At 43.6% G+C, this 25,622-nt stretch carries 24 protein-coding genes; 10 read left to right on the top strand and 14 right to left on the bottom strand.

The genetic code is table 11. The annotated features are described in order from the left end of the window. Positions 1–149: 149 nt before the first annotated feature. On the top strand, positions 150–458 hold the full coding sequence (locus ACO06Y_RS03145; RefSeq protein WP_422082373.1) for a hypothetical protein: 309 nt from the start codon (positions 150–152) through the stop codon (positions 456–458). Here ACO06Y_RS03145 and ACO06Y_RS03140 read toward each other — a convergent pair. Continuing rightward, entirely contained in the window at positions 455–1,396 is a 942-nt protein-coding gene (locus tag ACO06Y_RS03140; RefSeq protein WP_422082372.1) for an NAD-dependent epimerase/dehydratase family protein, read from the bottom strand. The two genes, ACO06Y_RS03145 and ACO06Y_RS03140, sit on opposite strands and share 4 nt — an antisense overlap. 65 nt (positions 1,397–1,461) lie before the next feature. Between ACO06Y_RS03140 and ACO06Y_RS03135 the strand changes: the two genes are divergently transcribed. Both ACO06Y_RS03135 and ACO06Y_RS03130 read left to right on the top strand, forming a co-directional pair. Beyond that, on the top strand, positions 1,462–1,959 hold the full coding sequence (locus ACO06Y_RS03135) for a hypothetical protein (protein ID WP_422082371.1): 498 nt from the start codon (positions 1,462–1,464) through the stop codon (positions 1,957–1,959). A 46-nt stretch (positions 1,960–2,005) separates the two neighbouring features. After that, complete coding sequence (locus ACO06Y_RS03130) at positions 2,006–3,100, top strand: DUF2652 domain-containing protein (protein ID WP_422082370.1); 1,095 nt, start codon at positions 2,006–2,008, stop codon at positions 3,098–3,100. On the opposite strand, the gene ACO06Y_RS03125 is transcribed toward ACO06Y_RS03130, so the two are convergent. Both ACO06Y_RS03125 and ACO06Y_RS03120 read right to left on the bottom strand, forming a co-directional pair. Next, positions 3,097–3,420 carry an ArsR/SmtB family transcription factor gene (locus ACO06Y_RS03125; protein WP_422082369.1) on the bottom strand — a complete coding sequence of 108 codons (324 nt, stop codon included), beginning with the start codon at positions 3,418–3,420 and terminating at the stop codon, positions 3,097–3,099. The genes ACO06Y_RS03130 and ACO06Y_RS03125 overlap by 4 nt on opposite strands. Continuing rightward, the gene (locus ACO06Y_RS03120) at positions 3,410–3,838 is read right to left on the bottom strand and encodes an SRPBCC family protein (RefSeq protein ID WP_422082368.1); all 429 of its coding nucleotides are present in this window, start codon (positions 3,836–3,838) and stop codon (positions 3,410–3,412) included. Before ACO06Y_RS03120 ends, ACO06Y_RS03125 begins: the two co-directional genes overlap by 11 nt. Positions 3,839–3,999: 161 nt before the next feature. Here ACO06Y_RS03120 and ACO06Y_RS03115 point away from each other — a divergent pair, with 161 nt between their 5' ends. Together ACO06Y_RS03115 and ACO06Y_RS03110 are read left to right on the top strand one after the other, a co-directional pair. After that, entirely contained in the window at positions 4,000–5,076 is a 1,077-nt protein-coding gene (locus ACO06Y_RS03115; RefSeq protein ID WP_422082367.1) for a helix-turn-helix domain-containing protein, read from the top strand. Positions 5,077–5,310: 234 nt separating this feature from the next. Next, entirely contained in the window at positions 5,311–8,544 is a 3,234-nt protein-coding gene (locus ACO06Y_RS03110) for a WD40/YVTN/BNR-like repeat-containing protein (protein WP_422082366.1), read from the top strand. Between the two features lie 32 nt (positions 8,545–8,576). Here the strand turns inward: ACO06Y_RS03110 and ACO06Y_RS03105 are convergent, their stop codons facing one another. From ACO06Y_RS03105 to ACO06Y_RS03090, 4 genes are all read right to left on the bottom strand, one after another. Continuing rightward, entirely contained in the window at positions 8,577–9,281 is a 705-nt protein-coding gene (locus ACO06Y_RS03105; RefSeq protein WP_422082365.1) for a hypothetical protein, read from the bottom strand. Positions 9,282–9,438: 157 nt separating this feature from the next. Beyond that, positions 9,439–9,813: a hypothetical protein gene (locus ACO06Y_RS03100; protein ID WP_422082364.1), complete on the bottom strand. Its 375-nt coding sequence runs from the start codon at positions 9,811–9,813 to the stop codon at positions 9,439–9,441. 121 nt (positions 9,814–9,934) lie between these two features. Continuing rightward, positions 9,935–10,744, bottom strand: a complete 810-nt coding sequence (locus tag ACO06Y_RS03095) for an SDR family oxidoreductase (RefSeq protein ID WP_422082363.1) — start codon at positions 10,742–10,744, stop codon at positions 9,935–9,937. Continuing rightward, positions 10,737–13,025 (bottom strand): M28 family peptidase, encoded by a 2,289-nt coding sequence (locus ACO06Y_RS03090; RefSeq protein WP_422082362.1) that lies wholly within the window; start codon positions 13,023–13,025, stop codon positions 10,737–10,739. Before ACO06Y_RS03090 ends, ACO06Y_RS03095 begins: the two co-directional genes overlap by 8 nt. 138 nt (positions 13,026–13,163) lie before the next feature. Between ACO06Y_RS03090 and ACO06Y_RS03085 the strand changes: the two genes are divergently transcribed. After that, on the top strand, positions 13,164–13,628 hold the full coding sequence (locus ACO06Y_RS03085) for a CBS domain-containing protein (protein WP_422082361.1): 465 nt from the start codon (positions 13,164–13,166) through the stop codon (positions 13,626–13,628). A 6-nt stretch (positions 13,629–13,634) separates the two neighbouring features. Here ACO06Y_RS03085 and ACO06Y_RS03080 read toward each other — a convergent pair whose 3' ends face one another. From ACO06Y_RS03080 to ACO06Y_RS03050, 7 genes are read right to left on the bottom strand one after another with little or no spacing between them, the layout of a single operon-like run. Then, positions 13,635–13,985, bottom strand: a complete 351-nt coding sequence (locus ACO06Y_RS03080; RefSeq protein ID WP_422082360.1) for a hypothetical protein — start codon at positions 13,983–13,985, stop codon at positions 13,635–13,637. Between the two features lies 1 nt (position 13,986). Next, positions 13,987–14,478 (bottom strand): DUF6265 family protein, encoded by a 492-nt coding sequence (locus tag ACO06Y_RS03075; RefSeq protein WP_422082359.1) that lies wholly within the window; start codon positions 14,476–14,478, stop codon positions 13,987–13,989. Between the two features lie 56 nt (positions 14,479–14,534). Beyond that, the gene (locus ACO06Y_RS03070) at positions 14,535–15,104 is read right to left on the bottom strand and encodes a pentapeptide repeat-containing protein (protein WP_422082358.1); all 570 of its coding nucleotides are present in this window, start codon (positions 15,102–15,104) and stop codon (positions 14,535–14,537) included. A 58-nt stretch (positions 15,105–15,162) separates the two neighbouring features. Continuing rightward, entirely contained in the window at positions 15,163–18,312 is a 3,150-nt protein-coding gene (locus tag ACO06Y_RS03065; protein WP_422082357.1) for a WD40/YVTN/BNR-like repeat-containing protein, read from the bottom strand. A gap of 35 nt (positions 18,313–18,347) precedes the next feature. Then, a complete protein-coding gene (locus ACO06Y_RS03060; protein WP_422082356.1) occupies positions 18,348–19,892 on the bottom strand; it encodes a serine hydrolase in 1,545 nt (514 codons plus the stop codon). Positions 19,893–19,911: 19 nt separating this feature from the next. Next, complete coding sequence (locus ACO06Y_RS03055; RefSeq protein ID WP_422082355.1) at positions 19,912–20,271, bottom strand: hypothetical protein; 360 nt, start codon at positions 20,269–20,271, stop codon at positions 19,912–19,914. After that, the gene (locus ACO06Y_RS03050) at positions 20,268–20,693 is read right to left on the bottom strand and encodes a GNAT family N-acetyltransferase (protein ID WP_422082354.1); all 426 of its coding nucleotides are present in this window, start codon (positions 20,691–20,693) and stop codon (positions 20,268–20,270) included. Before ACO06Y_RS03050 ends, ACO06Y_RS03055 begins: the two co-directional genes overlap by 4 nt. Positions 20,694–20,881: 188 nt before the next feature. Between ACO06Y_RS03050 and ACO06Y_RS03045 the strand changes: the two genes are divergently transcribed. The 4 genes from ACO06Y_RS03045 (at position 20,882) to ACO06Y_RS03030 (ending at position 25,517) form a co-directional block, all read left to right on the top strand. Next, positions 20,882–21,970, top strand: a complete 1,089-nt coding sequence (locus ACO06Y_RS03045) for a hypothetical protein (protein ID WP_422082353.1) — start codon at positions 20,882–20,884, stop codon at positions 21,968–21,970. A gap of 90 nt (positions 21,971–22,060) precedes the next feature. Then, complete coding sequence (locus ACO06Y_RS03040; RefSeq protein ID WP_422082352.1) at positions 22,061–23,272, top strand: hypothetical protein; 1,212 nt, start codon at positions 22,061–22,063, stop codon at positions 23,270–23,272. Between the two features lie 159 nt (positions 23,273–23,431). After that, on the top strand, positions 23,432–24,358 hold the full coding sequence (locus ACO06Y_RS03035) for a hypothetical protein (protein ID WP_422082351.1): 927 nt from the start codon (positions 23,432–23,434) through the stop codon (positions 24,356–24,358). 118 nt (positions 24,359–24,476) lie between these two features. Further along, entirely contained in the window at positions 24,477–25,517 is a 1,041-nt protein-coding gene (locus ACO06Y_RS03030; RefSeq protein ID WP_422082350.1) for a hypothetical protein, read from the top strand. Positions 25,518–25,622: the final 105 nt, after the last annotated feature.

Genomic DNA, 25,622 nt, shown 5'->3' with positions numbered 1-25,622 from the left:
ATTATCGACCATAGTTCATATTTGAAGGTAAGGCACAGTAAGGCCGAAACACTGCTTCGTGTAAATTGGAAATTACCACACTTGGTTTTTTAAACCTATTGCACTATTGTGGCAACCCTGATTTTTGCTTAACTTTTGGACACCTAATTATGGACAGCCTGAGAAGAGTCATAGTAGATTTCAAAAAACTGACGCCAGAAGTGCTTAAACTTCTAGTGGATAAGTATCCGGACGGGTATGATGATCGTAATATTATTACTTTTAAAAATGCTCAAGGCCAACGTATTGAAGCAGTGGAAGTTACCGCTGGGAATACCAAATATTTGGTAAAGATCAGTGCCAAATTGGAGTATACCATGGAAAATTATGATGAGGACGATTATGAAGATTTTGCGGTCGATGACCCCACTGCCGTGGTGGATCCCAAAGAGATGCTGGAAGAAGAGGATGAAGACTAAGCTTTTAAATTCCCCAGCATTTCTTTCGTAGTCTTTTCCAGATTAAAATCGGGTTTCCAACCCCAGTCCTGTCTCGCTTCGGAATCATTAATACTGTTCGGCCAAGAATCTGCGATATCCTGTCTAAAATCGGGTTCATAGAAAATCTCGAATTCCGGAATGTGTTCTTTGATGCTTTGGGCAATTTCCTTTGGGGAAAAGCTCATGGCCGATAGGTTATAGGACGAACGTATCCCGATTCTTTCCGCGTCGGTCGCCATAAGTTGTAGGGTAGCTCGTATGGCATCTTCCATGAACATCATAGGAAGTTCAGTATCCTTGTTCAAAAAACAGGTATAGGTGCCTTCGGTCAAGGCCTTGTGATAAATTTCCACCGCATAGTCCGTGGTTCCTCCACCGGGCTGTGTCTTCCAACTTATGAGTCCCGGGTAACGAAGGCTACGAACGTCCACTCCGAATTTGTGATGATAATAATTGCACCAACGCTCTCCGGACTGTTTGCTTATACCATAAACCGTACTGGGCTCCATAATCGTATGTTGGGGGGTGTTCGTCTTTGGGGTATTGGGGCCAAAGACCGCAATGCTCGAAGGCCAAAAAATCCTCTCTATCTTTTTGTCCTTGGCAAGGTTAAGGACATTGAACAAGGAGTTCATATTTAGGTTCCAGGCCCGTTCCGGAAATTTCTCGGCTGTTGCACTTAACATGGCTGCCATAAGATAAACTTCATCTATTTCATAGTAGGCAACAACTTCCTCCAATACGTCATAGTCGGTAGCATCCAATAGCTCAAAAGGACCGGAGTCCATAAGGTTTTCACTTCCTTCCCTTATATCGCTAGCGATTACGGATTCGTTCCCGTAGGTTTCCCTAAGGTTAAAGGTAAGCTCCGTGCCTATCTGTCCGCAGGCTCCCAGAATAAGTATGGATTTACGCATTTAAAATGAAGTTAAAGGGATATCGGGGTAAAGATAACCGATTCTAAAATTTGTACATTCGCAATATGCTAAAATTCTTCGCTTTGGGAGTTATTGCCCTAGTGCTTATTTCTTGTGGGCCCGGTAATGAAAAGGAGAGGAAGACGGATACTTCGGTGTTTGATATATCCACGGAAAAATGGCCAAAAAAGACTCCGATAAATTCCAAGGCGATGGATATTTTGAAAGGCTGGCCCGAATTCAATGCACTGGAAACGAGTTTTGATGCACTTTATTCGGTCGAGAACAAAGAAGACCTTAAGCTGGTCATAGAAGATCTGATTGAAAAGCAAAATCTATTGGCGGATTCAAAATACCCCGAATCTTTTGATATTTCCCAGGTAAAGAGTAGGCAAAAAGTATTTAAGACCTATGTTTTAAAGGCAAAGGACTATTTGGAATTCCAACAGGACCCCCACGAACCGACCCTGGAGATGATCAATGCCTACAACGTATTTCGGGATCATTTCAATATCATAATCAACAGTACCCTGGACACCAAACTTATATTGGAAGATGAATAAGGAATAGCTTGTTCAGGGGTTGTTGAAGACTAGTTGGATTAAAATCATGTCGAAGTCACTTCTTTTTATTCCGGATATTTCCGGTTTTACCAAATTTGTCCAGACAACGGAGGTAGAACATAGCCAACACGTGATTTCCGAACTGCTGGAAGTACTTATCGATGCCAATACCCAGGAACTTGAATTGGCCGAAATAGAGGGTGATGCCCTGTTCTTTTATAAGGAAGGGGAAATACCCTCACAGGAGCGGTTATTGGCCCAAATGGAAACCATGTTCACCGCCTTTTACAGTCATTTGAAGTTGTTGGAAAAAAACAGGATATGCCCTTGCAATGCCTGTGCTACGGCACCAAACCTTCAACTGAAGATAGTAGCGCACTGTGGTGAGTTACAATTTATTGCCGTAAAGGGAAGCCGAAAGCCATTTGGACAACAAGTGATAGAGGCCCATCGGTTGCTAAAGAATTCGATTCATAGCGATAATTATGTATTGGTCAGTAAAAAACTGGCCAAGGCGATAGAATTGCCCATCTATTACTACAGTAAGGTTTTTAGGTTTAAGGAAGGGAGGGACAGCTATGATGGTAGGGAAGTGGAATACATCTATGCATTGATCGACCGGGAAAAATTGAGTCTGAACGAATTTTCCCAGGCCAAGAAAGTTGTTTTTGAGAGACCTCCCGACCTAATTTTGGAGAAACAATTTCCGGTTCCGGCCTCGGAGCTCATGGAATACATTACCAACTACAAATATCGGTATGAATGGGCCAAAGGGGTGGATAAGTTCGAATTCAATGAAAATGAGGTCACACGATTGGGAACGGAACATGTGTGTGTCATTAACGGCAAGCATCTAAATTTTATTACGGTGACCAAGGAAGTTGATCCAGGGGTATTGATTTATGGCGAGATGACCACAAGTCCCCCACCTGTAGACGCCTTATATCAATTTTTTAGTATTACGCCTATTTCCCAGACCTCTTGTAATCTAAGAAGCGAGTCCTATTGGGAGGCCAAGTCACTTTTTAAAAGGTTGATTATTTTCCTTTTTCTAAACCGTATCTTCAAGAAAAATACGCAACAGGCTTTGGATGGCCTCTACCGGTTTATTACGACCAAACCTTTGCAATCCCAGTTTTAAGACTTACTGTTCAAATAGGAACCAAGGTTGCCCAGGGCATCGTTCCAGAAATGCTCGTAAAACTTAAGCCATTGGCTTACTTCTTTAAGCGGTTGGGCATCCGCATAGCAATAGCGTTCCCGACCTCTGGTATTGATTTGGACCAATCCCGCTTCCTCCAAAGTCTTTAAATGTTTGGTAATACCCTGTCGGCTGATTTCAAATTGACCGGAAATCTGGGTGATGGGCATTGCGGTGGCCGCCAAGACCAAGGCGTGAAAGATTTCACGCCTTGTAGGGTCGGCAATGGCCTTTAGGATTTTGGTGATTTTATCCTGCATGGACTTCCTGTATTAGATACTTGGAAAGTTCCGACACACAATTGTCCCATCCGGCATTGAAGCTAGTAAACATTTGCACGGCACTATCCCCGGGATATTTGGATATTCCCGAGTGCTCCAAATACAGTTTGGTCTTGCCCTCTACTTCGTTCAGTTCCCATTTAACCGTGGTTTCCGTATTTGTATTCTGGACTATCCAAGTGTATACCAACGTATACGGATCTGCCTTTTTCACAACTCCGGTAATCTGGGTGCACCCATGTTCCTCATCTGCGGTAAATGTGTAATTGTACCCTGTTTCTGCCTTAAAATCGGCATTGATGAACCAAGCGGAGATTTCCTCGGCCTTGGAAATGGCATTCCATACCTTATCAATGGAATGATCAAATAGGTGTTCTTTTGAAATTACATCTTTCATGACTGTTCGTTTTTTTAATTAATATGCAACTATATGGTTGCAAATATAATCAATAAATTTTAATGTGCAACTTTTTGGTTGCATTTTTAATTTTTACGAATCCACTTAATATAGTGTAACATTAACCCGTGATCTGTCGTCCTATCCTCTAAAGGATTTACTTGGAATTACACATTGTTAAGGACGTTTCCGTGTTGATCAACGCTTTTGGCGCGGGCAACTGTTTTTTGCTCTCGTATGTTTATATTAAGGGAAAATCAAGGGATCTTGGCCTTAATGCACAAGTCCTCTCCTTTTTGTTTTTCATCATTGGAATAGTCATCTTCAATACAATACTTAATTTTGCGGGTTACGGTCATGTCCTTTATGTTTTTGAACCTATTAGCAATGCACTTACCTGGGCCATAGCACCCCTTTTATATCTTTATATTAGATCTAATGCATCAACAGGAAAAAGGAAGCGGGTAGGTGTGGTACATCTGCTGCCTTTTTACATCATTTTGTCCTTTACCATTGGGATATTAAGCTTTTCCAATACGGGTATTGGAAATTGGGGAACCAGAATCCTAGACCACAAAACCATGCTTTTGTTGTGGAATCTGCATTTTCTTGTATACATATCCATGTCCTTTTATTTGCTTAGAAAGTGGAAAAAGGGCAAGATTAAAATGACTATTGTCATTTTTTGGAGTATTACATCCATATGGTTCCTTAATCTGTTTTTTCATATGTACCGAATCTTTGTTCATGAACTTCCGAATCTCCTTTATCTTAATATCACCTTATTATTTACAATATTGATGCTCTGGGTCTCCTATCAAAAGCTTGCGGTATCCCATAAGGAAAGGGTAACCAAAGCTATTCGAAAGCGGAAAAGAGAAGCGAAGTACCTTGGAGGGAATTACGATTCCTTGATTACCTCAATGCGGGAAAACAAATACTATAGGGATTCCAATCTGAACATCCGGACACTTTCCCAACAATTGGATATGCCCTACCATGAGTTGAGCAACCTCATCAACCAAAAATACAATAGGAATTTCAATGAGTTCATTAACAGTTTTAGAATTTCCGAAGTTGAAGAGGCCTTACGATCCGGGCAGCACACCTCTTTGACGATTATGGGAATTGCCCAAAAGGCAGGATTTAAATCCAGCTCGGTATTTTACACGGCTTTCAAAAAAGAAAAAGGAATTACCCCGGTAGCTTTTATCCGCCAACAGACCCCTACTTCCTGAGCTTCATTGGATTCTATTTTCGTACCTTTTGCAGTACCGCTTTTGATCTAGGGTTAAATTCACACAAACTCCATTTCACATAAAAAAGAATTGTCCCTAAGCATCTTAAATGCCTTGGGTTTTTAAATGTTCGGGAGTTATTCACATTCGATAAACGCATGTAAGAAAATAACCGCAAATTCCTTAAATTGCCCAGATTGACTAATTCGAAATACTAAAACTAATTGTAACACAATGAGAAGGCAAAAACTACTTTTTTATGCATGTTTTTTGGTAATTGCCCACTTGGGCCTTGGGCAGCAGGTGAACGAAAAGACTTTTGAGGGACTTAAATTCAGGAGTTTGGGACCGGCATTGACTTCCGGTAGAATCGCCGATATAGCCATTCACCCTAAAAACGAAAACATTTGGTACGTAGCCGTTGGATCTGGGGGAGTTTGGAAAACGGTCAACTCCGGAACCACCTGGACTCCCATTTTTGACAAGCAGAAAAGCTATTCCATAGGTTGTATCACTCTAGATCCCAACAATCCACATACTGTTTGGGTAGGTACAGGTGAAAATGTCGGAGGTAGACATGTAGGTTTCGGGGATGGAATCTATGTAAGCCATGACGATGGAAAAACTTGGAAGAACATGGGGCTACGGAAATCCGAACACCTTTCAAAGATCATTGTCCATCCGGAAAATTCGGATATCATCTGGGTCGCGTCACAAGGCCCCCTATGGAATAAAGGGGGTGAACGGGGCATCTATAAATCTATTGATGGCGGGAGAACCTGGAAAAGAACATTGGGTGATGAAGAATGGACGGGAGCTACCGATTTGGTAATGGACTATTCCAATCCCGATGTGTTATACGCGGCCACGTGGCAACGGCATAGAACGGTGGCTGCCTATTTAGGAGGTGGCCCCGGATCGGGTATCCATAGAAGTACGGATGGTGGCGCAACCTGGTCAAAAATGACCGAGGGTATCCCAAAATCCAATTTGGGCAAAATAGGTTTGGCAATTTCGCCATTCAATTCTGATGTTCTCTACGCGGCCATAGAACTCGATCGAACGAAGGGGGGTGTTTTTATGTCCTCTAATAAAGGACAATCATGGGTCAAACAGTCGGACGCGGTATCGGGCGGAACAGGGCCCCACTATTATCAGGAGCTGTTTGCATCGCCCCATCAGGAAGGGAAACTTTATTTGATGAGCAACTATGTACAGGTATCCGATAATCATGGGAAGACGTTCTATACCATGAACGAGAAAAACAAGCACGTGGATAGTCATGCCGTGGGTTTCAAGAAATCCGACCCAAACTATGTACTATTTGGTACCGATGGTGGGCTCTATGAAAGTTTCGACCTGACCAAGAGTTGGCGTTTTGTCGGGAATTTGCCGCTTATCCAATACTATAAGGTGGCCGTTGACGACTCGGAACCTTTTTATAACATTTATGGAGGCACCCAGGACAATGGTTCCCATGGAGGCCCTAGTAGGACCAGAAGTGAGGCCGGGATACTCAACAGCGACTGGTGGATTACCCTTGGAGCGGATGGACATCAATCCGCGGTGGAACCTGGAAACCCAAAGATTACCTATGGGGAGTACCAACAGGGATGGTTATGGCGTATTGACCAAACTACCGGGGAAACCGTTTTTATTCAACCTCAACCGGGCAAAGGGGAGCCCTACGAACGTTTCAATTGGGACGCCCCCATATTGGTAAGTCCGCATAAGCCTACGAGACTGTATTTTGCATCACAACGGGTATGGCGCTCCGAAAATAGGGGAGATGAATGGACTGCCATATCCGAGGATCTGACGCGAGATCAGGATAGAATAGCCTTATCTATAATGGGCGGCCAGCAGAGTTGGGACAATGCTTGGGATGTAGGTGCCATGTCCAACTATAACACGATTACTTCGCTTGCTGAATCACCCAAACAGGAAGGCCTACTCTATGCGGGAACGGATGATGGTATTATACAGATCACCGAGGATGGTGGTGCAACTTGGAACAAAGTTGAAGTAGGGAGCATTAAAGGGATACCGGCAACTGCCTTTGTAAATGATATCCGAGCGGATTTGTTCGATTCAAATATTGTTTATGCCGCCTTGGACAATCACAAGTACGGGGATTTTAAACCGTACCTTATTAAAAGCAGGGACAGGGGCAAGACATGGACCTTTATAAACGGTAATTTGCCCGAAAGACTTTTGACCTGGCGTTTGGTACAGGATCATATAAAAAAAGACCTCTTGTTTGCCGCGACCGAATTCGGGGTATATTTTACCTCCGATGGTGGGGTTAAATGGACAAAACTGAAGGGAGGTCTGCCGACTATTTCATTTCGGGACATTACTATACAACGGAGGGAAGATGATTTGGTAGCCGCATCATTTGGCCGAGGGTTTTATGTTCTGGATGATTTAAGCCCTTTACGCAGTTTCAGTAATTCCATGTTGAATGATAAGGCTACTTTGTTCCCTTCCAAACCGGCATATTGGTACATTCAAAAAGATGCGGTGTATGCTCAGGGAGATAATCAGTACAAAGCCAAAAATCCACCTTTCGGGGCGGTGTTCACCTATTTTTTACCGGAAAAAGTTAAATCTTTAAAGGAGCTGCGTCAAGAAAAGGAAAAGAAGGCCACGGAAATCGTATTTCCTGGGTGGGATGCGCTGGAAGCCGAAAAACGTCAAGATTCGCTTGCTATTATCCTGACTATAAAGAATGAAAAGGGTGAGGTCGTAAATCGGGTAAAGGGATCCAATAAACAAGGATTTAATAGAGTAAACTGGAACTTAAGGTACCCGAGTAAGGCCGAAGTAAAACTTAAGCCGCCCGGGGTTAAAAACGAATCCTCCAATAATGGTATCCTAGTTACCCCTGGCCTTTATACGGTGACCTTGACCAAAAGGATGGACGGCAAAATGACCCAGCTGGCGGAACCTCAAAAATTTGAAGTGGTTCCATTGGGCCAAGGGGCATTGAAAGGAGCTTCTTATGAAGAAATTGCTGCCTTTACGAAAGAATACCACGCCTTTCAGAAAGATTTGACCGCTACGAACATGGTTCTATCGGAGAACCTTATGTTAGTGGATGCGATGCAACGTGCTGCCGATAAATCCGACAAACCATCGACTGATCTTGTAAATCGTATTCATGAGGTAAGGGAGCGTCTTTTGGATATTGAGAAAGAACTAAAAGGAGATCGGACGAAGGGTGAAATCGGGGAGCGTTCCGATCCCACGCCCCAGAACGCCAATTCCATAGCATCCACAGCTTTAGGAACCACCTATGGCCCGACCCCCAATCATAGGGCTTCCTTTTTGCGTGGGAAAAATCAGTTGAAGGAAATTAAATCAAAATTGAAGACGGTAACGAATACTACCTTGCCAGCGATCGAAAGGGACTTGAAGGCTGCTGGCGCTCCATGGATTGAAGGGCAAGGTCTTATCGAAGATTAAACGATAAAGGCGGGCTTTGGCCCGCCTTTTATCTATTCTTTTTTCTCTGCCGCCTCCGGGGGGTTTTTCCTCGCCTCCAGGGCCTGCTTGCTCAAACTGGCCAAGTTAAAATTGGGATCTATGGCCAGGGCCTCATCGATTAGGGCCAAAGCCTCATCGATGTTTTTCTGATCGTTGTTGTATTTGGTGAGCCCCTTTAAGTGGATAAAAGCTGCCTTTAAGGGAACCTCATAGGGTTGTTGCCTTTCATAAAAGGCATATTTCATTTCATCCTTGGCATTGGCAATACCATATTCGATATTGGTGCTAGCTCCGGCAATGTCCCCGGTCTGTATTTTTAAGTCCGCCATTTCATAGGCCAGATAGGCGTTAGGGCTTCTTTTGAACAATTCTTCAAAATGTTCCAGGGCCCGCTTGGGCTGGCTTAGCGCCTTTAGGGAAATGGCCTTTACCTGTACCGCCAGGTCGGAATCGGAATCCACCCTTTCGATTCCTATCGTATTTAAGGCCTGAAGATGTTGATTGTCATTGGCATAGATATAGGCCAAGGTGTCTTTTCTGGCCTTTGAAGGGGACAGGACGTTCAAGTGTGTCATGGCATTGATTACACCATCTACATCGCCCTGTAAACGCATTTCCTTATAAAATGCTTCGTAGTGTTTTTGCAATTCGGTCTTGGTCTGAGCGGTAGCCATAAAACCAAGGGCAAGTGCCGATACCCATACTATCGTCTTCATGTGTTGTTGAATTTTGGTGCGCAAAACTATTAAAATTATTTGTAGAATCCTGTTAAGAAAACACTTAATTGTATGGTTTTGGGCAGTATAGGGTATCCTAACAATGAAATAGGATGCCTCTGGGACACCCTTTTTCATGTTCTTTGTTTCCAAAAATTCAGACAACCGTAAGTGTTACTTCCTTGTTCGTGAACGAGCGCAATAACCCGGCATAGAACCCGAGACTTTTTGAATCCCCCTCGATGCATGATTTTAAAAACGCCTTTAGATTTTTAAAAAACAAATTCGCATGTAGCATGGGCAGGTATAGATTTACCTTTTTTGGATCGTAATACGTATCATCCATAACAATGTCCATCTTTACCCGCTTTCGGTGGTAGTCTATGGAGACATCCGCTGCATTATAATACTTTTTAAGTAAGGCGATATGAAGTTTTTCAAATTTATCCGTCACTTTTTGGTCGGCACAACTATGGGTAATCAGGTTTTCTATTTCTGTTAGGATCTTCCCTTTTAGACTTGAATTTTCCATGGCAATCTTGTTTTAGATATACCTAAAGTTATGCATTTCATCGATAAGTATTTAATAATCAGCACTATAATTAACAAAAAACACCTTTTTTTGTTGTGAAAAACGGCTTTCGTGTGGCGTATCAAGTATAGATTGAAGTGTTAAAACAGTATTTTTTAACAAGAATAAGCTTACTAGATTGTACTTTTTTGCCCTTTTGAACCGAATCCTTGGAATAATCCGGGGCGGGAATTCCCCTTTGTTCCGCTTCCGCGGCATAGTATTCGGCCTTGGGTGGATGATCCGGATATACGGCATTGAAAACCTCGTTCCACCACCCTTGCCCTATAATAGTTTTTAGGATATTAATACAATCATCAAGATGGATGAGATTTATGGGTGCGGTACCATTTACCAGTCCGATCCTTCCGGAAAGCATGGTCACCGGGTGTCGATTTGGCCCAATTAGGCCACCAAACCGAACGATGGTAGTCTGAAGCTCGCTATCATTTCTGAAAATATCTTCCGTGACCAGAAGCTGCCTCCCGGACTCCGTAACGGGTTTTGGCACGGTATCCTCAGTGACTTCCCCATCGATGTCCCCATAAACCGAAGTACTGCTTACAAAGACAATTTGTCGGACGGACGATGCCTTGATGGCATTGTATAGGCCTCGTATTTTTTCGATATAATTTTCCCTGTTTCCACCCCTCAACTTGGGGGGTACGTTGATGATAATGGAATCAACGTCCCGTAAAAAGTGAAGGACAGGCCCTTTGGGGCCTTCTTCTGAAAGTGAAATCAAAAATGGTCGGATACCTTCTTTTTCCAATACAGGTAGCTTCTCTTCCGAGGTGGTACTGCCATGCACTGTGTGTCCTTCATCAACAAAGGACTTTGCCAGGGGAAGGCCTAGCCACCCACAGCCCATAATGGCGATAGACTTACTCAAACCGTAACTTTTTTATGATTAAAATAGCATCGTTCAATACAAATGGCATGGGGATGTTATCCTCCGGTCTTGCCGGGACCGTAAATTGTCGATTTTCCAAAAGGTCATTTGACGCTTCATATAAGGTAAGCTCCAAAACAGCATCCTTGGGAAAGGTAAGTGTCAATTCCGTCGCATCGTTATCCGTGATATGATGGGTTACCAGTCCGCTTCGTTTTCGATTTTTAAGATAGTGGTCCGATAGGGCAATACTATTGACCGTTGCTTCGGAAATGGGAACATTGTTCGTAAATATTTCCAATCGATTTACGTTACGTTGCGGCGTAATCCGGATGTCCAATATATGTTTTTCCTCGATAATGGTGTCCCTTAAGGTTTCAATTTGCGGAGGCGGAATATCCTTTACAGGTGCATCGGATACATGGGTAAAACCGGAGCTGTATTTGCTGCTAATCGTCTGTTGCGTCTGTTCTGTGGTATTCTCTTTATCCACTCCCAGATACTGGGCCGTCCAATCGGACAACTGGTTTTCATACGTGGCCCATTGGGCAGTACCTCTGTCTACATCCCTAACGTACAAAAGACTGGTAGGTTTCGGGTTATCCCTATCGAACCCTGAATTGAAATGGGCCGTTATCATAAATCCGAGCGATAGTACCAAACTCAAGAAAGCCAGTTGTTTTTTCTTGGGATATGCTCCAAATAAGGGGAGTAGTAGAAAAAAGGTCAAGGTGGTCAAAAGGGTAGCGCTGACCATCATTTTAAGACCTAATCCCACGGGAAATCCTTTTATAAATGGGGCATATATCCAAATACCAGGTAGGGCCAGTAAAAGGAGTACATAGGAATTGGATTTTTTCCGGTCCAAAGTCACGAGAAACGAGGCCAATAGGGCAAATACGGGAACAATAAAGAAAGCGGCTCCCTGAAGATAACGGGAGACGCCCCAACAAATAATCAGCCATGTCATGATTGGGGCGACCAGCAGGTTGGCCGTTTCCAATTTTTTGAACTTATGATAAATCCAGAAACAGCTACCTATGGAAAAAAAGACAAATACGGCAATGTAGGTATAGCCATTATAGGTAAAACCTTGAAGGATATCCTGATAGTGCGGATACATCCATTTTAAGGCGGGCCAACTGTAAAAGCCAACGACCCCATTTAGGGCCAGTGTAAGCAACAGGGGCAAAAAGCCTTTACTAATTTCCACTCCGTTTAGCATCCTTCTTTTGAAGCCATAGGCCAAGAGGAGGACAAACATGAGTGCGGCCAGGCCGAACATGGGCCAAATCCAATCGAAGGGATAGGATACCAATCCAAAAAAAGGGATGTTGAAGTATACATAATCGTTGAGGCTCTTTAAATCGGTCAGGTCTGCATTGCCGAAATGTTTTAGCAAAGGTATAAGATAACTACCTTGATGGGCCAAGGTATTCCTGTCTAGACGGTCATAACTATCCCTTGCCGTATGATAATCAAAGTGGTCGCCGATAAAGGCAAAATTGAAACCTTCAATATCACCTTGTTCACGGAAAACGGTCAGATCCGTGTCATTGGGCAACATCTTGTAAATGCTATAGTAGAGGGAATTGGCCATAGGATATTTAGGATTGGCCTTTATAAATTCCTCTATCAACCTTTGGTTTCCTCTGTTGGTCTCTATAAAGACATAGCTAGGGCCCCCGCTGCCCCTTGCTTCAAAGTTTAGCACCAGACCTACGTCCTTGGCCCATGGATGCTGGCCTACAAAGAGTTCCGCCCCACTAAGATCCACTTCCTCACCATCAGAAATTAAAATGATGATATCGTTTTTGGTTTTTTTGTTTTCGGATAGAAATGCCCTTACACCTTCCAGAATAGTCGCCACACCACTTCCTGCGTCACTAGCGCCCAATGCGGAGTGTAGGTCACTGTCATAATGGGAAAGCAAAAGGAGGGATTTGCCGGATTCCGAACCGTTTATCCGGGCCAGGATATTTGCGGTCTTGGAAAGATTGTGGTCCTTTCCTAGGGTGTAACCTTCCTGTAAGGTCGTTTCCAATCCCATCTTCCGTAGCTCGGAAATTATGTACTGCTGTACCTCCTGGTGTCCAGGAAAACCGACACCATGTGGTTTTTGTGAAATTTCCTTGACATGTACGAGCGCCCTATCCGTTGAAAAGGCAGTTTCAGGCACATCCGGATTTTCTGCGGAATAGGAGGGCATTGATGAGGTAAAACCCCAATAAATGGCCAAAACCAATAGCAATAGCGTTATGGTGGAAGCGTATTCTTTCATTCTAAAAACCGTACCTTAAAAGTATAAATTTTTGAGGGGTTGCCGTATTTTGCTGGATATATTTAGGTAATTCGCAAAATTTAACTATATTTAAGATTAACCTGACTTGAATCGATTCAGGTAAAAAACCAAACAATTATGGGAATAAAGAGTTTTCAGGGGATACGCCGATCCTCTAAAAAGGAGTTTGATGCCCCCATCCTGGTGACCGATTATATGTCCAAGAAATTGGTAAACTTCTCCCCTGACCAGTCTATATTAGAGGTGATGGAGGCGTTTGCCAAACACAAAATCTCTGGGGGACCGGTATTGGACGATAATGGATTTTTGGTTGGAATCATATCCGAGGCCGATTGTATGAAACAGATTTCCGAAAGCCGTTACTTTAACCAACCCATATTGGATAAAAGTGTCGAAAAATATATGACCAGAGAAGTAGAGACCATTCCCCATGATATGAGCATCTTTGATGCCGCTGGCGTATTCGACAAGCATAACCGCCGAAGATTGCCGGTAATGAAAGATGGGATCCTAGTCGGTCAAATTAGTAGAAAGGATATTGTTATCGCCGCATTGAAGCTTAGCGGGCAAAATTGGAAATAGGAAACCTTATTCCCTTTTTACAATCATGTATTGGTCATTGTCCAAGGGCAAATAGCCCAGATCATAGACAAAGTAATAGGTAGTTCCTTTCTTGGTGGTGTATAGATTGGTGATAAAGTCAAAATCAAAACCTTTGTCCAAAAGCCGCGTTCTTGTGGTCCTTGTTTTCCCTTCCCTTAACGGAAAGCTGTCCAAAATCCTATAATTCTTTCGCAAACGATTGTTGATGTTTCGAACAAGGTTTTTACTATCCTTATTGACTTTGTTATTATAGGCGTTACGGCAGTAGTCCGAGCAGTATTTTTTATCTACCCTTCCCATGATTTCCGTCCCGCACTCCAAACACTTCTTTTTCAAACTACATTCTTTTGTAATTGAATTTTACCTCTTTTTCATTTTTGCCATCTTCGGAAATGACCACATAGAGGTTTACTTCATCAGCGTTGATTTTCTCAAAGGTAAAACCGTCAAAAAATACGCGGTTCTCTTCCACCTTCACCAATCTAAAATCCACGGTCTCGTCCTTTTCCTCCCATCCTTTTAGGTTACCATGAAAATGCTTTAGTTGAAGAAGTAGGGTTTCCCCGATCTGTTGTATATGGCCAACCTCATAAAAATTCACCTTTCCATCCGATACCAGTTTAAAGACGAACATCATGGAACCACCCAAGGGAGGGCTCCAAACTTCCTCCGTTATGCCCCCAAAGGCCTCTCCCTTCCAATGGCCTTCCATCCAAGAAACATCTTGCAAGCTGGCCCTGGGCGAAGTGCCATTTTCCGGAAACGGCAAAGTGTTTTGTCCATTGCAGAGCAGCGTAGAAAAAATGAGGATTACGATACATACTTTCATTGGGATAGATTTAGGATTAAGGTACAAATTATCCGTTTACAAACGGATATTGTATTCTATTCCACAACGATATCATATTTTTTAAGCAATCCTATGGCCCCTTCTTTGGAGAATTGGGCTTTCCTCAAGCGATTTCTTTCGGGATCGATGTTAATATTACGGGCCGTTCTAAAATCGGCATTTTCCAAAACGGTTGCACTGAAAATAGCACCTTGTAGGTCGCATTCAGTAAATCGGGCATGGGAAAGATTCGCTTTGGTAAAATCAACTTCCTCTAACTTACAATCTGCAAACTTTTGATTTTTAAGTTTCAACCCATAAAATGAACTGAAATTCAAAATGCAATCCTGAAAGCTAAAGTCCATCAAAAAATCATTACAGTTCTCAAATTCAAGTCCCATCATTTTGCAATGGGAAAAGACCACCTCCTTAAAAGTAGTATGGGCTATATTGGCATTGCTTAGGTTACAATCCAGGAATTCGCACTCCATGAAATTTTGGTTATCCAAATAGCCTTTGGAAAAATCGCAGCCTTCAAAAACACAGTTTTCATAATCGCCCTTGGGTAAGGGATTTTTGGTATAATCTATTCCCTTAAAGGTTTGGTCGGCTATAAAATCATTCATCGTGAGCTTTGCAGGGTTTGAATATTTCTTTTTTTAATAATGCGCTTCATTGGGATCGTCATTGTTCGGGCAATATAAGGGCGGGTAATCCCAACTCCGTATAAGTTTTATTGTAATCCTCCATCTCGTCCTTTACTATGGCATCCCGTTCCTTTTCGAAAATGCCCCACTCCTTCATCAAATCTCGTAAACGCTCTTGGGCACCTTGGGTAACCCGAGGTTCCGCTGTGTCTACATAACCCTTTAAATGCATTAATTGGGCACTGAGTTTGTTGTTAAAGTTGATGACATCCTGGAAGGTTTTCTGTTTAGGCTGGATGAGATTCTCTTCCCAGGTATCGATACGTTTAATGAGGGAATCCCCTTTTGTTATCAATACATTGGCCTCTTCCCGGTCTTTCAGTAATTCGGCATAGCCCTTTAACTGTGATCTTGCCGATCGCATTTGGTTAACAGATTCGTGGATGTTTTTTATGGCGCTTTCAATTTGATCCAAGACGCTTTGCTGCTCCGTAAAATCCGCCAAGGTAGCTTCTACTTTTGGATTGGCAAGGATGGTAGCCTCGGTCTCGGAAGTTAGTGCGTCCAAGGTCAATTTTAAGGTATATTTTCCCGGACCTACTCTGGATCCCCTATAATTTCCATAGACAAAAACCTTGTCTATGGAAGGAAGACCATCTTTTCTAAAATCCCACGTAAACCGATTATATCCTTTTTTTGAGGGAAGTACCTCGGGTTTCGATGGGCCTCCGGGCCAGGATTTAAAATCCTTTGGTTTTTTGTTGGTTATGGTCCGTATTGTTTTTCCATTGTATACTACTTCCAGCCTTAGATCCAGGCTATCCGCCTCCCTGTCCAGGTAATAGTCAAAGGTCACCCCACTCTTTGGATTGTCCCCTAGACCCGGAACCGGTTTTTCACTGCTTTCGCCGAACAGTAAATAGGTGTCCTTGGGCGGAAAAATTTCGATGGGTTGTTTTGGTCCAGTGGCATTCTGGATGGCGGTCAGGTCATCCAATATCCAGAAGGAACGCCCCGCTGTGGCGACCACGAGATCGTTGCTTTGAATAATGAGGTCATTGATGGGAACTACGGGAAGGTTCAGTTGAAAGGGTTGCCAATTTTTACCATCGTCCCAGGAAATAAAGAGTCCGGTTTCGGTACCGGCATACAGGAGTCCCTTTTGTTTGGGGTCTTCGCGTAACACCCGTACAAAGGTATGCTCGCCAACAATTCCATTGACGATTTTGATCCAGGTTTTTCCGTAGTCCGTAGTCTTAAAAGCATAGGGGGTCAAATCCATCCACTTGTAACGCATTACAGTGATGTAGGCCTTAGCCGGATTATGCGGAGAAACCTCAATACTGTTAATGATCCCCTCTCCGAGACCAGGAGGTGTTACATTTTCCCAGTTTTGACCGTCATCCTTGGTCAAGTGTACCAGCCCGTCATCGCTTCCGGCCCAAAGTACGCCCTTCTCGTGGGGCGACTCGACCAAATAGGACAGGGTATTGTAGTTCTCACCGCCCGCTGCCTCATTGGTGTAGGGGCCGCCCCCAGGGCCTTGCCTGCTTTTATCGTTCCGGGTAAGATCCGGACTTACCACTTCCCAGCTATTGCCCTGATCCATAGTTTTAAAAACGACATTTCCGGCATGATAAATGGTATTTCTGTTATGCGGCGAACTAATAATGGGCGCGTTCCAATTGTAGCGATACTTAAAGTCCCGTGGCGCAATGCTTAGCCCAAGCTCGGGATATTCCTTAATCGATTTTCCTTCGCGCGATGCACGTACCCATTTCTCGATAATACCTTGATAACACCCTCCAAAAACGTGTTCTGGATTGTTGGGGTCAAAGGCTAGGAAGGCACTTTCACATCCGGCTACGGAATACCAATCCTTCCAATCGATTCCTTCGTCATTGGTACGGCTGGCAATGGCAATGGCCGAGTTGTCCTGCTGGCCCCCATACACATTGTAGGGAACGAGATTGTCCGTAATCACACGATAAAACTGTGCCGTAGGTTGGTTTTGTTGCGTACTCCAGCTTTTGCCCCCGTTATTGGAGACATTGGCTCCCCCGTCATTGGAATTGATCATACGTTGATTGTTATGCGGATCTATCCATAGATGGTGGTTGTCGCCATGTGGGGTCGGGAGGGAGGTAAAGGTCTTTCCGCCATCAATGGATTTGGTCACAGGAGCATTGAGCACATATAGCACATTTTCATTTTGTGGATCGGCCAGGATTTCCATGTAGTACCAGGATCGGGCAATGTTGATCCGATCCTTATTGACCTGCTTCCATTTTTCCCCGGCATCGTCGGAGCGATAAACGCCACCTTCTTCCCCTTCGGCTTCTATGACCGCAAAAACGAGCTCGTTATTGGCCCGTGAGACCGAGACGCCCGCTTTTCCAAATACTTCCGGGAGCCCTTCACTTAGCCGTTCCCAAGTACTGCCCCCATCCATAGATTTATAGAGTCCGGAACTTGCTCCACCGGATTCCATGGTCCACGGATATCTCCTGTGTTCCCAAAGGGCCGCATAAAGAATCAAAGGGTTGGTCATATCCATGGATAGGGAAGAAGCCCCGGTTTTGGTATTTATGAAGAGCACTTTCTCCCAAGATAGCCCTCCATCCGTAGTACGATAAATGCCACGCTCTGGGGTTTCACCGTATTGGGCACCTTGGGCCGCCACAAAAATAATATCGGGATTGGAAGGGTGGATGATAACGTCGGAAATATGCCGTGTTCTCTCCAAACCGATATGCTTCCAGGTTTTGCCTGCGTCGGTGGATTTGTAGACCCCATCGCCCATAGAGGTCATAACACCACGGGCCGCATGTTCACCCATTCCGGCAACGACAATATTGGGATTGCTTTCGGAAACGGCTATGGCACCGACCGTTCCCGTTTTAAGAAAACCGTCGGAAATATTTTTCCAAGTAATGCCATCATCCACGGTTTTCCATATACCGCCCCCGGTACCACCCATATAATAGGTCATGGGTTGGCCGACCACCCCGGAGCAGGCGACACTGCGACCGCCTCGAAAAGGGCCTATATTACGCCATTTAAGTCCATGGAAAAGGGAATCCTGTACAACAATTTTGGGAGGTACGGTTTTTTTGCCCCGTCTTTGTGCTTCAACGGCTGATGGAAATATGAATAGGGCAATTAAAAAAAATGGAATAATCTTCATAGTGTCTTCTAATATGTTGAAAATGAAAAGGCCTGCTATTCGGAAAGGCCCTTAATCTTATAAGGTTTCAATTCCTCAAAGAAAATATCATCGTTAGGCACCTCAAAGTCCAGTCCTTTTACGCTCAGATTATTATCGGTCGTGAACCGTACGGTGCCGAAATTGAACCAGGCATGTTTCTTGTCCCACTTGATCTCCCAAACGTCATAATGCCAATGTTCCAGAGTAGCGGACAGTTCTGGGGTGTGTTCAAATAACATCCGTAGTTTTCCGTTTACCTGATCGATTTTGATCTCCCCATAAATATCGGATTTATAAATCCCTTCGCAATCCTTTATAGGTATCGAGGGCTCGGTATTCAAAATTCGTTTCGCTTTGATGTCGGCTACACGCGAATCCTCCTTTTGGTTTTTGTTGGCCCTTTCCAGATATTCGGCGGACCAATCCTTGCTGTCAATCCCTAAAAATAAATCCAGGGCATGGTAAGTAGCGGCATGGATGGGACTTTTCATCCCGTTGGTCAGCACCACGATACCCAAGTTTTCGTCCGGGATCAAGGTTACGGCGGTAATCATACCATCATAACCACCGGTATGTGCCACACGCAATCGGCCATGATAATCGCTCAATCCCCATCCCAGTCCATAGGCGTTAAAATGCCGGTCCATGTTATTTTTTTTGGTATGGTCTACGATAAAGTTGTTATGGGGCGTCCAGACCATATTCCGGGTTTGGCGGGTAAGTAAGGTGTCGTTACCAAGAATGCCGTGATTTAGATTAAAAATCATCCATTTAGAGACATCCTTTACGCTGGAGATTATACCTCCGGTAGCCCCGATCTCCTCCCAATCCTCCCAGGCAATGGGAATATTGATATCATTTTCACGGCCATGTGGGGTAACATAATTGCCTTTTCCCTTTAATTCCTTGGGCGAGGTAATGGTCCTATCCATTCCCAAGGGCCGGAAAATCCGTTCCTTTACATTTTGGCTCCAACTTTTCCCGGTTATTTTTTTGATAAGCTCCCCGGCGGCGATGTACATAAGGTTGGAATAGCCAAAGCCGGCCCTAAAATCAAAGGCCTTGGGCAGATGTTTGAACCTTCTGATAATTTCCTCGGAAGTGAGGGTGGATTTATACCAAATGACATCCCCGCTAAAGGTGCCGAATCCGACCCGGTGGCATAATAGATCCCGTACCGTGACCTCGTTGCTTACCCAGGGATCGTATACCTCAAAATAGGGAAGGTACTTTTTCACTTTGTCGTTCCAACCTAATTTTCCTTCCTGGACCAACATCCCCAAAATAGCCGAGGTAAATGCCTTGGAATTGGAGGCGATGGCGTAAAGGGTATTCTCATCCGGTTTTTGGGTTTTGCCCACTTCAAGAACACCGTAGCTTCCCGTAAAGACCAGTTTCCCGTCCTTAACGATACCGATGGCCGCACTGGGGACATCCCAATCGCGTACCATTTTTTGGTAATAGGCATCCAGGGCCTTAAAATCTATTTGGGGCGTCTGGCCCAAGGTCTGTAATAGGGTACAGAACAGGATGGGAATCCACAGGACGATTCTTTTCATTGGGATGGTTTTGGTGGATTTATTTTTTCTTGGAAGTATTGGGTTCCAGGGACATTACATAATCATAGCTTTCGTTAAGATAGGCGGCCACTTGGTCCGGGTCTTTGAGGACCGCTTCCGGAATGAGGATATAGCCCCGCATTACGGCACCATAGGACTTGTAGATCGTGGTGCTCAATTCGCTCATATACTTTTCCTGGACGTCCTTTGAAAAGCGGATACCGATTTCCCCGGCCTTATTTAAGAGCGAAAACATATGGCCGTTGGCGGAGGTATAGGGCATGGTCTTGCCCTTTCGTTCAAATCGGGGACATTGGGCTATCAGTGCATCGTACAGTTCCAGTCGTTGCTGCCAGGTTTCCTTGGAGATCTTGCTCATAATTTTAACGTATAGATTTGACTTTCCTTTTTCCGAAATCCCAAGTTTTGGTACAGTTGGTGGGCCGGTTTTCTATGGTATCCGGTAAAGAGCAGGATTTCCGAAATTCCTTTTTGCCTACCCTGGGCAATCAGGAATTCCATCAATTTACGGCCAATTCCTTTGCCCCGATGCGCCTCGTCCACCACCACATCCTCTATCCAACCCTTACGACCTGAAATTACGGAATATTCCGCCATTACGGCAACCCCCACAATTTGATTCTCCAAGGTACAGCATGTAATAATTACCGGATTCCCGGGGTCTAAAATGGTCTTGAGCGAAAGCGGTACCCTTAGGGCGTTCAACTGTTTAAAGAGGACGCGGATTCGATTTTCGGTTTTTGAGTCGATATCGGAAGGGGTAAGTAGGGATAAGTGCATTGATGGCATTTTAGAGAGTTGATTAGCGCTGTTCTAAAATTACGGATTTCCTACCTATTTTATTTTTGGCATTTGAAAGGATTACCTGACCCCTGACCTTGCAGTTCGTCGAATACTTTCTACATTCATTGGAAATATGGTAGTATATTCCTACATTTGAATGCTACTTATGAAAAACCCCCGACAAAATGAAAACTACCCAAATCTTTCTTTTTGCCCTGTTCTGCTGCTCTATGGCCTGGGCCCAAAGCTACACTCCTTTGCATTATCATTTGAACGGTACTCCAACTAACGGTATCAAAATCAAAACAAATCTGCCTTTCCAAAATAACGCATTAATGCCAACGATCATCATCGAAGGATATAATTATGGAAGAAGCGGATCTATCGGAATCATGTTAAATTGGTATATCTACAATGGAGATTTCATCAATTTTGGAGCTTCAAGTCACGGAACTTTCGCACCCACGATAAAACTTTCCAACGAAAACGGGAATGTTATAATCTATATCGATTCAAGGGAATACTTTAATAGATTTCAGATAAGAGCCTTTGCAAAGGGTCTCCCACAGGATCTAGCTGTAAACTATCAGGGCTGGACGGCGGTAGACGAACCTTTGACAGGTACAAACACCGTTGATGTCCCATATAGAGCGAAAATCAATGGACAATCCATTTGGACAGAAAATGGAGCTAATATTAATTATGGCGTAGGCAATGTGGGTATAGGGACCACGAATCCGGCAGCTAGGCTTCAAGTCCACATTAATGGCGATCAAAGAGCACTTAGGATAAAGAACGATGCGAACAATGCCCAGTTCAATCTTTGGACCACGGAAACAGGAAGTATTAAACAATTAAGATTGGACGAGGATACCACTGGTTCCACCGTGGCCACTTTTTCCGATAATGGAAACGTGGGAATCGGAACAACGGCCCCGGACGATAAACTCACAGTTAAGGGCCGTATCCATGCCGAAGAAGTAAAGGTGGACCTTTCCGTTCCCGGGCCGGACTATGTCTTTAAGGAGGGCTATGACCTGAAATCTTTGGAAGAAGTACAGCACTATATAAAGGAAAAGGGGCATTTGCCCAACATTCCTTCCGCCCAAGAAATGGAGGAAAACGGGGTGGAATTGGGTATAATGAACATGAAGCTCTTGGAGAAGATCGAGGAATTGACGCTTTATCAACTTCAGCTTCTTCAACAACTTGAGGCAAGCCATATGGAAATAGAAAAACTTAAAATAAGGGTGGAGCATCTTGAAGGTAAATAAGCTGACCCTACTCTCCAACATTTATCAAATGACACATATTCTTCAGTAAAGCCATATAAAAACTTACATTTTATTAAACCCCCAAACCAAATGAAAACTTCCCAAATCTTTCTTTTTGCCCTAATTGGAATAAACTTAGCTTTAAGATCTCAATCAATCCCGGTAACCGGAGACGGGTATCATTATTATGGACCGAACTCTACTTGGAATGAATATTTAAAAGTTGGAGGTCACGAACGGGGTACGGATAGAGCTTCCATAGTTGCAACAAACGGTAATTTACACGTAGATTCTAAAAATGGTTTTGGCCTTTATTTAAATCATTACAGCAAAGGTAAAACCTTGATAAATCCTCAAGGGGGCAATGTTGGAATAGGTACTACAAACCCGGCTTCCAACCTTCACCTCGTAGAGGATGGTGATGTTGTTTATTTGAGGGGCAATTCGTTCAGGACCTCCTCTGGAGGATTCGGAATCCTTGGATATGGAGCCAGGGGTTCGGAATCCTCGCCATCGACCCTTACCGCCGGGGACAATACATTGTGGGTAAGAGGTATGGGCTTTGATGGCACCAATTACCACAGGGTCGCCCATATAGGATTCAATGCCGAAAGCGTAGCTGCGGGTGCGGTTCCCGGATATATTGCGTTTCAGACAAACGACGGGAATGGGATTAATAACCTTGTTGAACGAATGCGGATAAGCTCCAATGGCAATGTCGGAATAGGAACTGGAACGGTTTCTCCGTTAGCTCCATTATCGGTTAAATCGAACAGCGTTAGTTCTACAAATAGCGGGTTACTTTTGGAAGCAAACAACTCTAACAATGCTCTTGTTAAAATTGCGGAAAAATCAACGAATGGGGCAAGATTACATATGTATGAAGAAGGTATCGAAAAAATTGCTTTTTATACCGATGGCACTAGCAATCATATTTCAGCAGGAAATGTAGGCATCGGTACGACGGCCCCTGACGAAAAACTAACCGTAAAGGGGCGTATCCATGCGGAGGAAGTAAAGGTAGACCTTTCCGTTCCGGGGCCGGACTATGTCTTTAAGGAAGGCTATGACTTAAAGTCATTGGAAGAAGTACAGCAGCATATCCAGGAAAAAGGGCATTTGCCCAACATCCCTTCCGCCCAAGAAATGGAGAAGAACGGGGTGGAATTGGGTTTGATGAACATGAAGCTCCTGGAGAAGATCGAGGAGCTTACGCTATATATGATAGAAGTGAACAAGCAGGTAAAGCAATTGAAAAGGGAGAACTCAGAACTGAAAAAGGAGTTGACGAAGTTGAAATAGATTCCTTATGAATGATGGACTTAAAATCGATAGTTGCATATATTATGTAACAAGTTCTTAAAAAATTATTAGCCCTTGTCCTCGACTTTTAGATGTCAATCTTTAAAGAAAATAGAGACGTACATTTTTAACCATACATATTAATTTAATCCCCTACGAATGAAAAAACTTAGTATCTTATTGTGCCTACTGTTCGTGACCGCCACTTACGGTCAGATAACCTACGATCAAACCGTAACCATCGAGCCAAGTTCGTATGGGGCAAAACTTATTTTGAACGATGCGAATACCGCCAATAAAGTCCCTCTTGAATTTCGATCCAATAACGCCATTAAATGGGAATTAGGGACGAGAAACGCCAGTGAACAGTACGACTTGGCACTGTGGCGTTACTATGGTGGAACATTTCTACCGGTAATGTGGTTCAATAACGATGATGGAAATGTAGGGATTGGGACGAAAACCCCGAATTCGAAGTTGGAGATTGAATCTTCCGGTGCTATTTATTCTACTGAAGCATCACTTATTGTAAAAGATGTATTGAATAGGGGAACAGTTTTTCTAGAATCGGTTACAGATAAGCCAACAGATTTTGTCTTTAAAAATAACAATCGATTTTCCTGGTCCATTTCGACTAGGAATTCCCCTGGAAATTACTCGCTGAGGTTTTATCCTTCTGTCAATGGCACATCATGGTCCGCCTCTGCCCTTACGTTATCGGTCAATGGAGATATTGGAATAGGCACCAATTCACCGGATTCAAAACTAACCGTAAAGGGCCGTATCCATGCCGAGGAAGTAAAGGTAGACCTTTCCGTTCCGGGACCGGACTATGTCTTTAAGGAGGGCTATGACTTAAAGTCCTTGGAAGAAGTACAGCAGCATATCCAGGAAAAGGGACATTTGCCCAACATTCCTTCCGCCGCTGAAATGGAGGAAAACGGATTGGAATTGGGTTTGATGAATATGAAGCTCTTGGAGAAGATCGAGGAATTGACGCTGTATATGATAGATATGAACAAGCGTATGGAACTATTGGAAAAGGAAAACTTGCAGCTAAAAAAAGGGTCAGCTAAATCTGAATAGATTCATTTAGATAGAAGAGTATAAAAATGACTCGTCTTTACCCTAAACTTTTATGTGCCAATTGTCAAATGAAGCAAAAACATATTTAACCATAAACATTAGTTAAAACCCCGATAAAATGAAAACTATCCGAATCTTTCTTTTTGCCCTGTTGGGCTGTACCTCATTCGTTTTTTCACAATCGTACTCAGGCGTACTGACACATACCAATAGTTACTTTACCATGGAGCCCTTTAACGGCTCATATGATGACGGTTCGGCCGTCAGAATGTTTTATGACGGCAATAATAAAAGAATCCGATTTTGGAATACCGACTCCGGAACCAGTTTTACCCATATCGACGTTGGTAATGTAGATGCAAATGGAAATTTGGAAGCAACGGGAAACATAACCGCTTCAGGGAGTTTGGGAATTGGTGTTACTTCACCGACCGCAAAATTGCATTTTAAGGACGGAAATCAGGAACTAAGATTCCTTACAGGATCAAACTCGAGCGGATACAGATTGGATATTGGACTTAACGACGATGGGGTAAATATAAATAACAGTTCAAATTGGCGGGGGTTTAATTTCAGCAACGGTCTTGCCGACTTAATGAAAATAACCTATGAGGGAAATGTGGGTATTGGAACCACCGCACCTAATGAAAAACTGGATATCAACGGAAATATCCTTGTTGATAGAATGGTGAAGATTGATGGTCATGGATCGGTGGCTTCGCTCCAGATAATGGACAACTCCGATACGGGAACGCCGGACATATTACTCCGGGGAGATGATGGCGACTCGTACATAAAAGCGGGCAGTTTGGGTATCGGTACCATGGATACCGGTACCTACAAACTCGCGGTCAACGGGAATGTCAGGGCCAAAGAGGTGAGGGTGGAAACCGGATGGTCGGACTTTGTCTTTGAAAAGGATTATGACCTACCAACCCTAGAAGAAGTCGAGAAATATATCCAGGACAAAGGTCACTTAAAGGGCATTCCAAGTGCAGAGGAAGTCGCTGAGAATGGCATCTTTTTGGGTGAAATGGATTCCAAATTGTTACGGAAGATAGAAGAGCTTACGCTATACATAATAGATATGAACAAGCGTATGGAACTATTGGAAAAGGAAAACTTGCAGCTAAAAAAGGAGTCGGCCGAAACCAAATAGATTCATCAGGATAGAAAAGCATAAAAATTGCGCATACAAACATTAGAGAACAAGCTCCTAAAAAGTGACTCTTCCTTTTCCTGGTTTTTTGGGCATCGATTGTCA

Source organism: Ulvibacterium sp., from assembly GCF_965228935.1.
In the GTDB taxonomy this organism is placed as follows: Bacteria; Bacteroidota; Bacteroidia; order Flavobacteriales; family Flavobacteriaceae; genus Ulvibacterium.
This window is presented reverse-complemented; position numbering and strand designations above follow the sequence as displayed.

Bases quoted from the DNA above. Each gene is read 5' to 3' on its own strand.
- ACO06Y_RS03145 (WP_422082373.1), top strand. From the start codon at position 150: ATGGACAGCCTGAGAAGAGTCATAGTAGATTTCAAAAAACTGACGCCA.
- ACO06Y_RS03140 (WP_422082372.1), bottom strand. From the start codon at position 1,396: ATGCGTAAATCCATACTTATTCTGGGAGCCTGCGGACAGATAGGCACG.
- ACO06Y_RS03135 (WP_422082371.1), top strand. From the start codon at position 1,462: ATGCTAAAATTCTTCGCTTTGGGAGTTATTGCCCTAGTGCTTATTTCT.
- ACO06Y_RS03130 (WP_422082370.1), top strand. From the start codon at position 2,006: ATGTCGAAGTCACTTCTTTTTATTCCGGATATTTCCGGTTTTACCAAA.
- ACO06Y_RS03125 (WP_422082369.1), bottom strand. From the start codon at position 3,420: ATGCAGGATAAAATCACCAAAATCCTAAAGGCCATTGCCGACCCTACA.
- ACO06Y_RS03120 (WP_422082368.1), bottom strand. From the start codon at position 3,838: ATGAAAGATGTAATTTCAAAAGAACACCTATTTGATCATTCCATTGAT.
- ACO06Y_RS03110 (WP_422082366.1), top strand. From the start codon at position 5,311: ATGAGAAGGCAAAAACTACTTTTTTATGCATGTTTTTTGGTAATTGCC.
- ACO06Y_RS03105 (WP_422082365.1), bottom strand. From the start codon at position 9,281: ATGAAGACGATAGTATGGGTATCGGCACTTGCCCTTGGTTTTATGGCT.
- ACO06Y_RS03100 (WP_422082364.1), bottom strand. From the start codon at position 9,813: ATGGAAAATTCAAGTCTAAAAGGGAAGATCCTAACAGAAATAGAAAAC.
- ACO06Y_RS03090 (WP_422082362.1), bottom strand. From the start codon at position 13,025: ATGAAAGAATACGCTTCCACCATAACGCTATTGCTATTGGTTTTGGCC.
- ACO06Y_RS03085 (WP_422082361.1), top strand. From the start codon at position 13,164: ATGGGAATAAAGAGTTTTCAGGGGATACGCCGATCCTCTAAAAAGGAG.
- ACO06Y_RS03075 (WP_422082359.1), bottom strand. From the start codon at position 14,478: ATGAAAGTATGTATCGTAATCCTCATTTTTTCTACGCTGCTCTGCAAT.
- ACO06Y_RS03070 (WP_422082358.1), bottom strand. From the start codon at position 15,104: ATGAATGATTTTATAGCCGACCAAACCTTTAAGGGAATAGATTATACC.
- ACO06Y_RS03065 (WP_422082357.1), bottom strand. From the start codon at position 18,312: ATGAAGATTATTCCATTTTTTTTAATTGCCCTATTCATATTTCCATCA.
- ACO06Y_RS03060 (WP_422082356.1), bottom strand. From the start codon at position 19,892: ATGAAAAGAATCGTCCTGTGGATTCCCATCCTGTTCTGTACCCTATTA.
- ACO06Y_RS03055 (WP_422082355.1), bottom strand. From the start codon at position 20,271: ATGAGCAAGATCTCCAAGGAAACCTGGCAGCAACGACTGGAACTGTAC.
- ACO06Y_RS03050 (WP_422082354.1), bottom strand. From the start codon at position 20,693: ATGCACTTATCCCTACTTACCCCTTCCGATATCGACTCAAAAACCGAA.
- ACO06Y_RS03045 (WP_422082353.1), top strand. From the start codon at position 20,882: ATGAAAACTACCCAAATCTTTCTTTTTGCCCTGTTCTGCTGCTCTATG.
- ACO06Y_RS03040 (WP_422082352.1), top strand. From the start codon at position 22,061: ATGAAAACTTCCCAAATCTTTCTTTTTGCCCTAATTGGAATAAACTTA.
- ACO06Y_RS03035 (WP_422082351.1), top strand. From the start codon at position 23,432: ATGAAAAAACTTAGTATCTTATTGTGCCTACTGTTCGTGACCGCCACT.
- ACO06Y_RS03030 (WP_422082350.1), top strand. From the start codon at position 24,477: ATGAAAACTATCCGAATCTTTCTTTTTGCCCTGTTGGGCTGTACCTCA.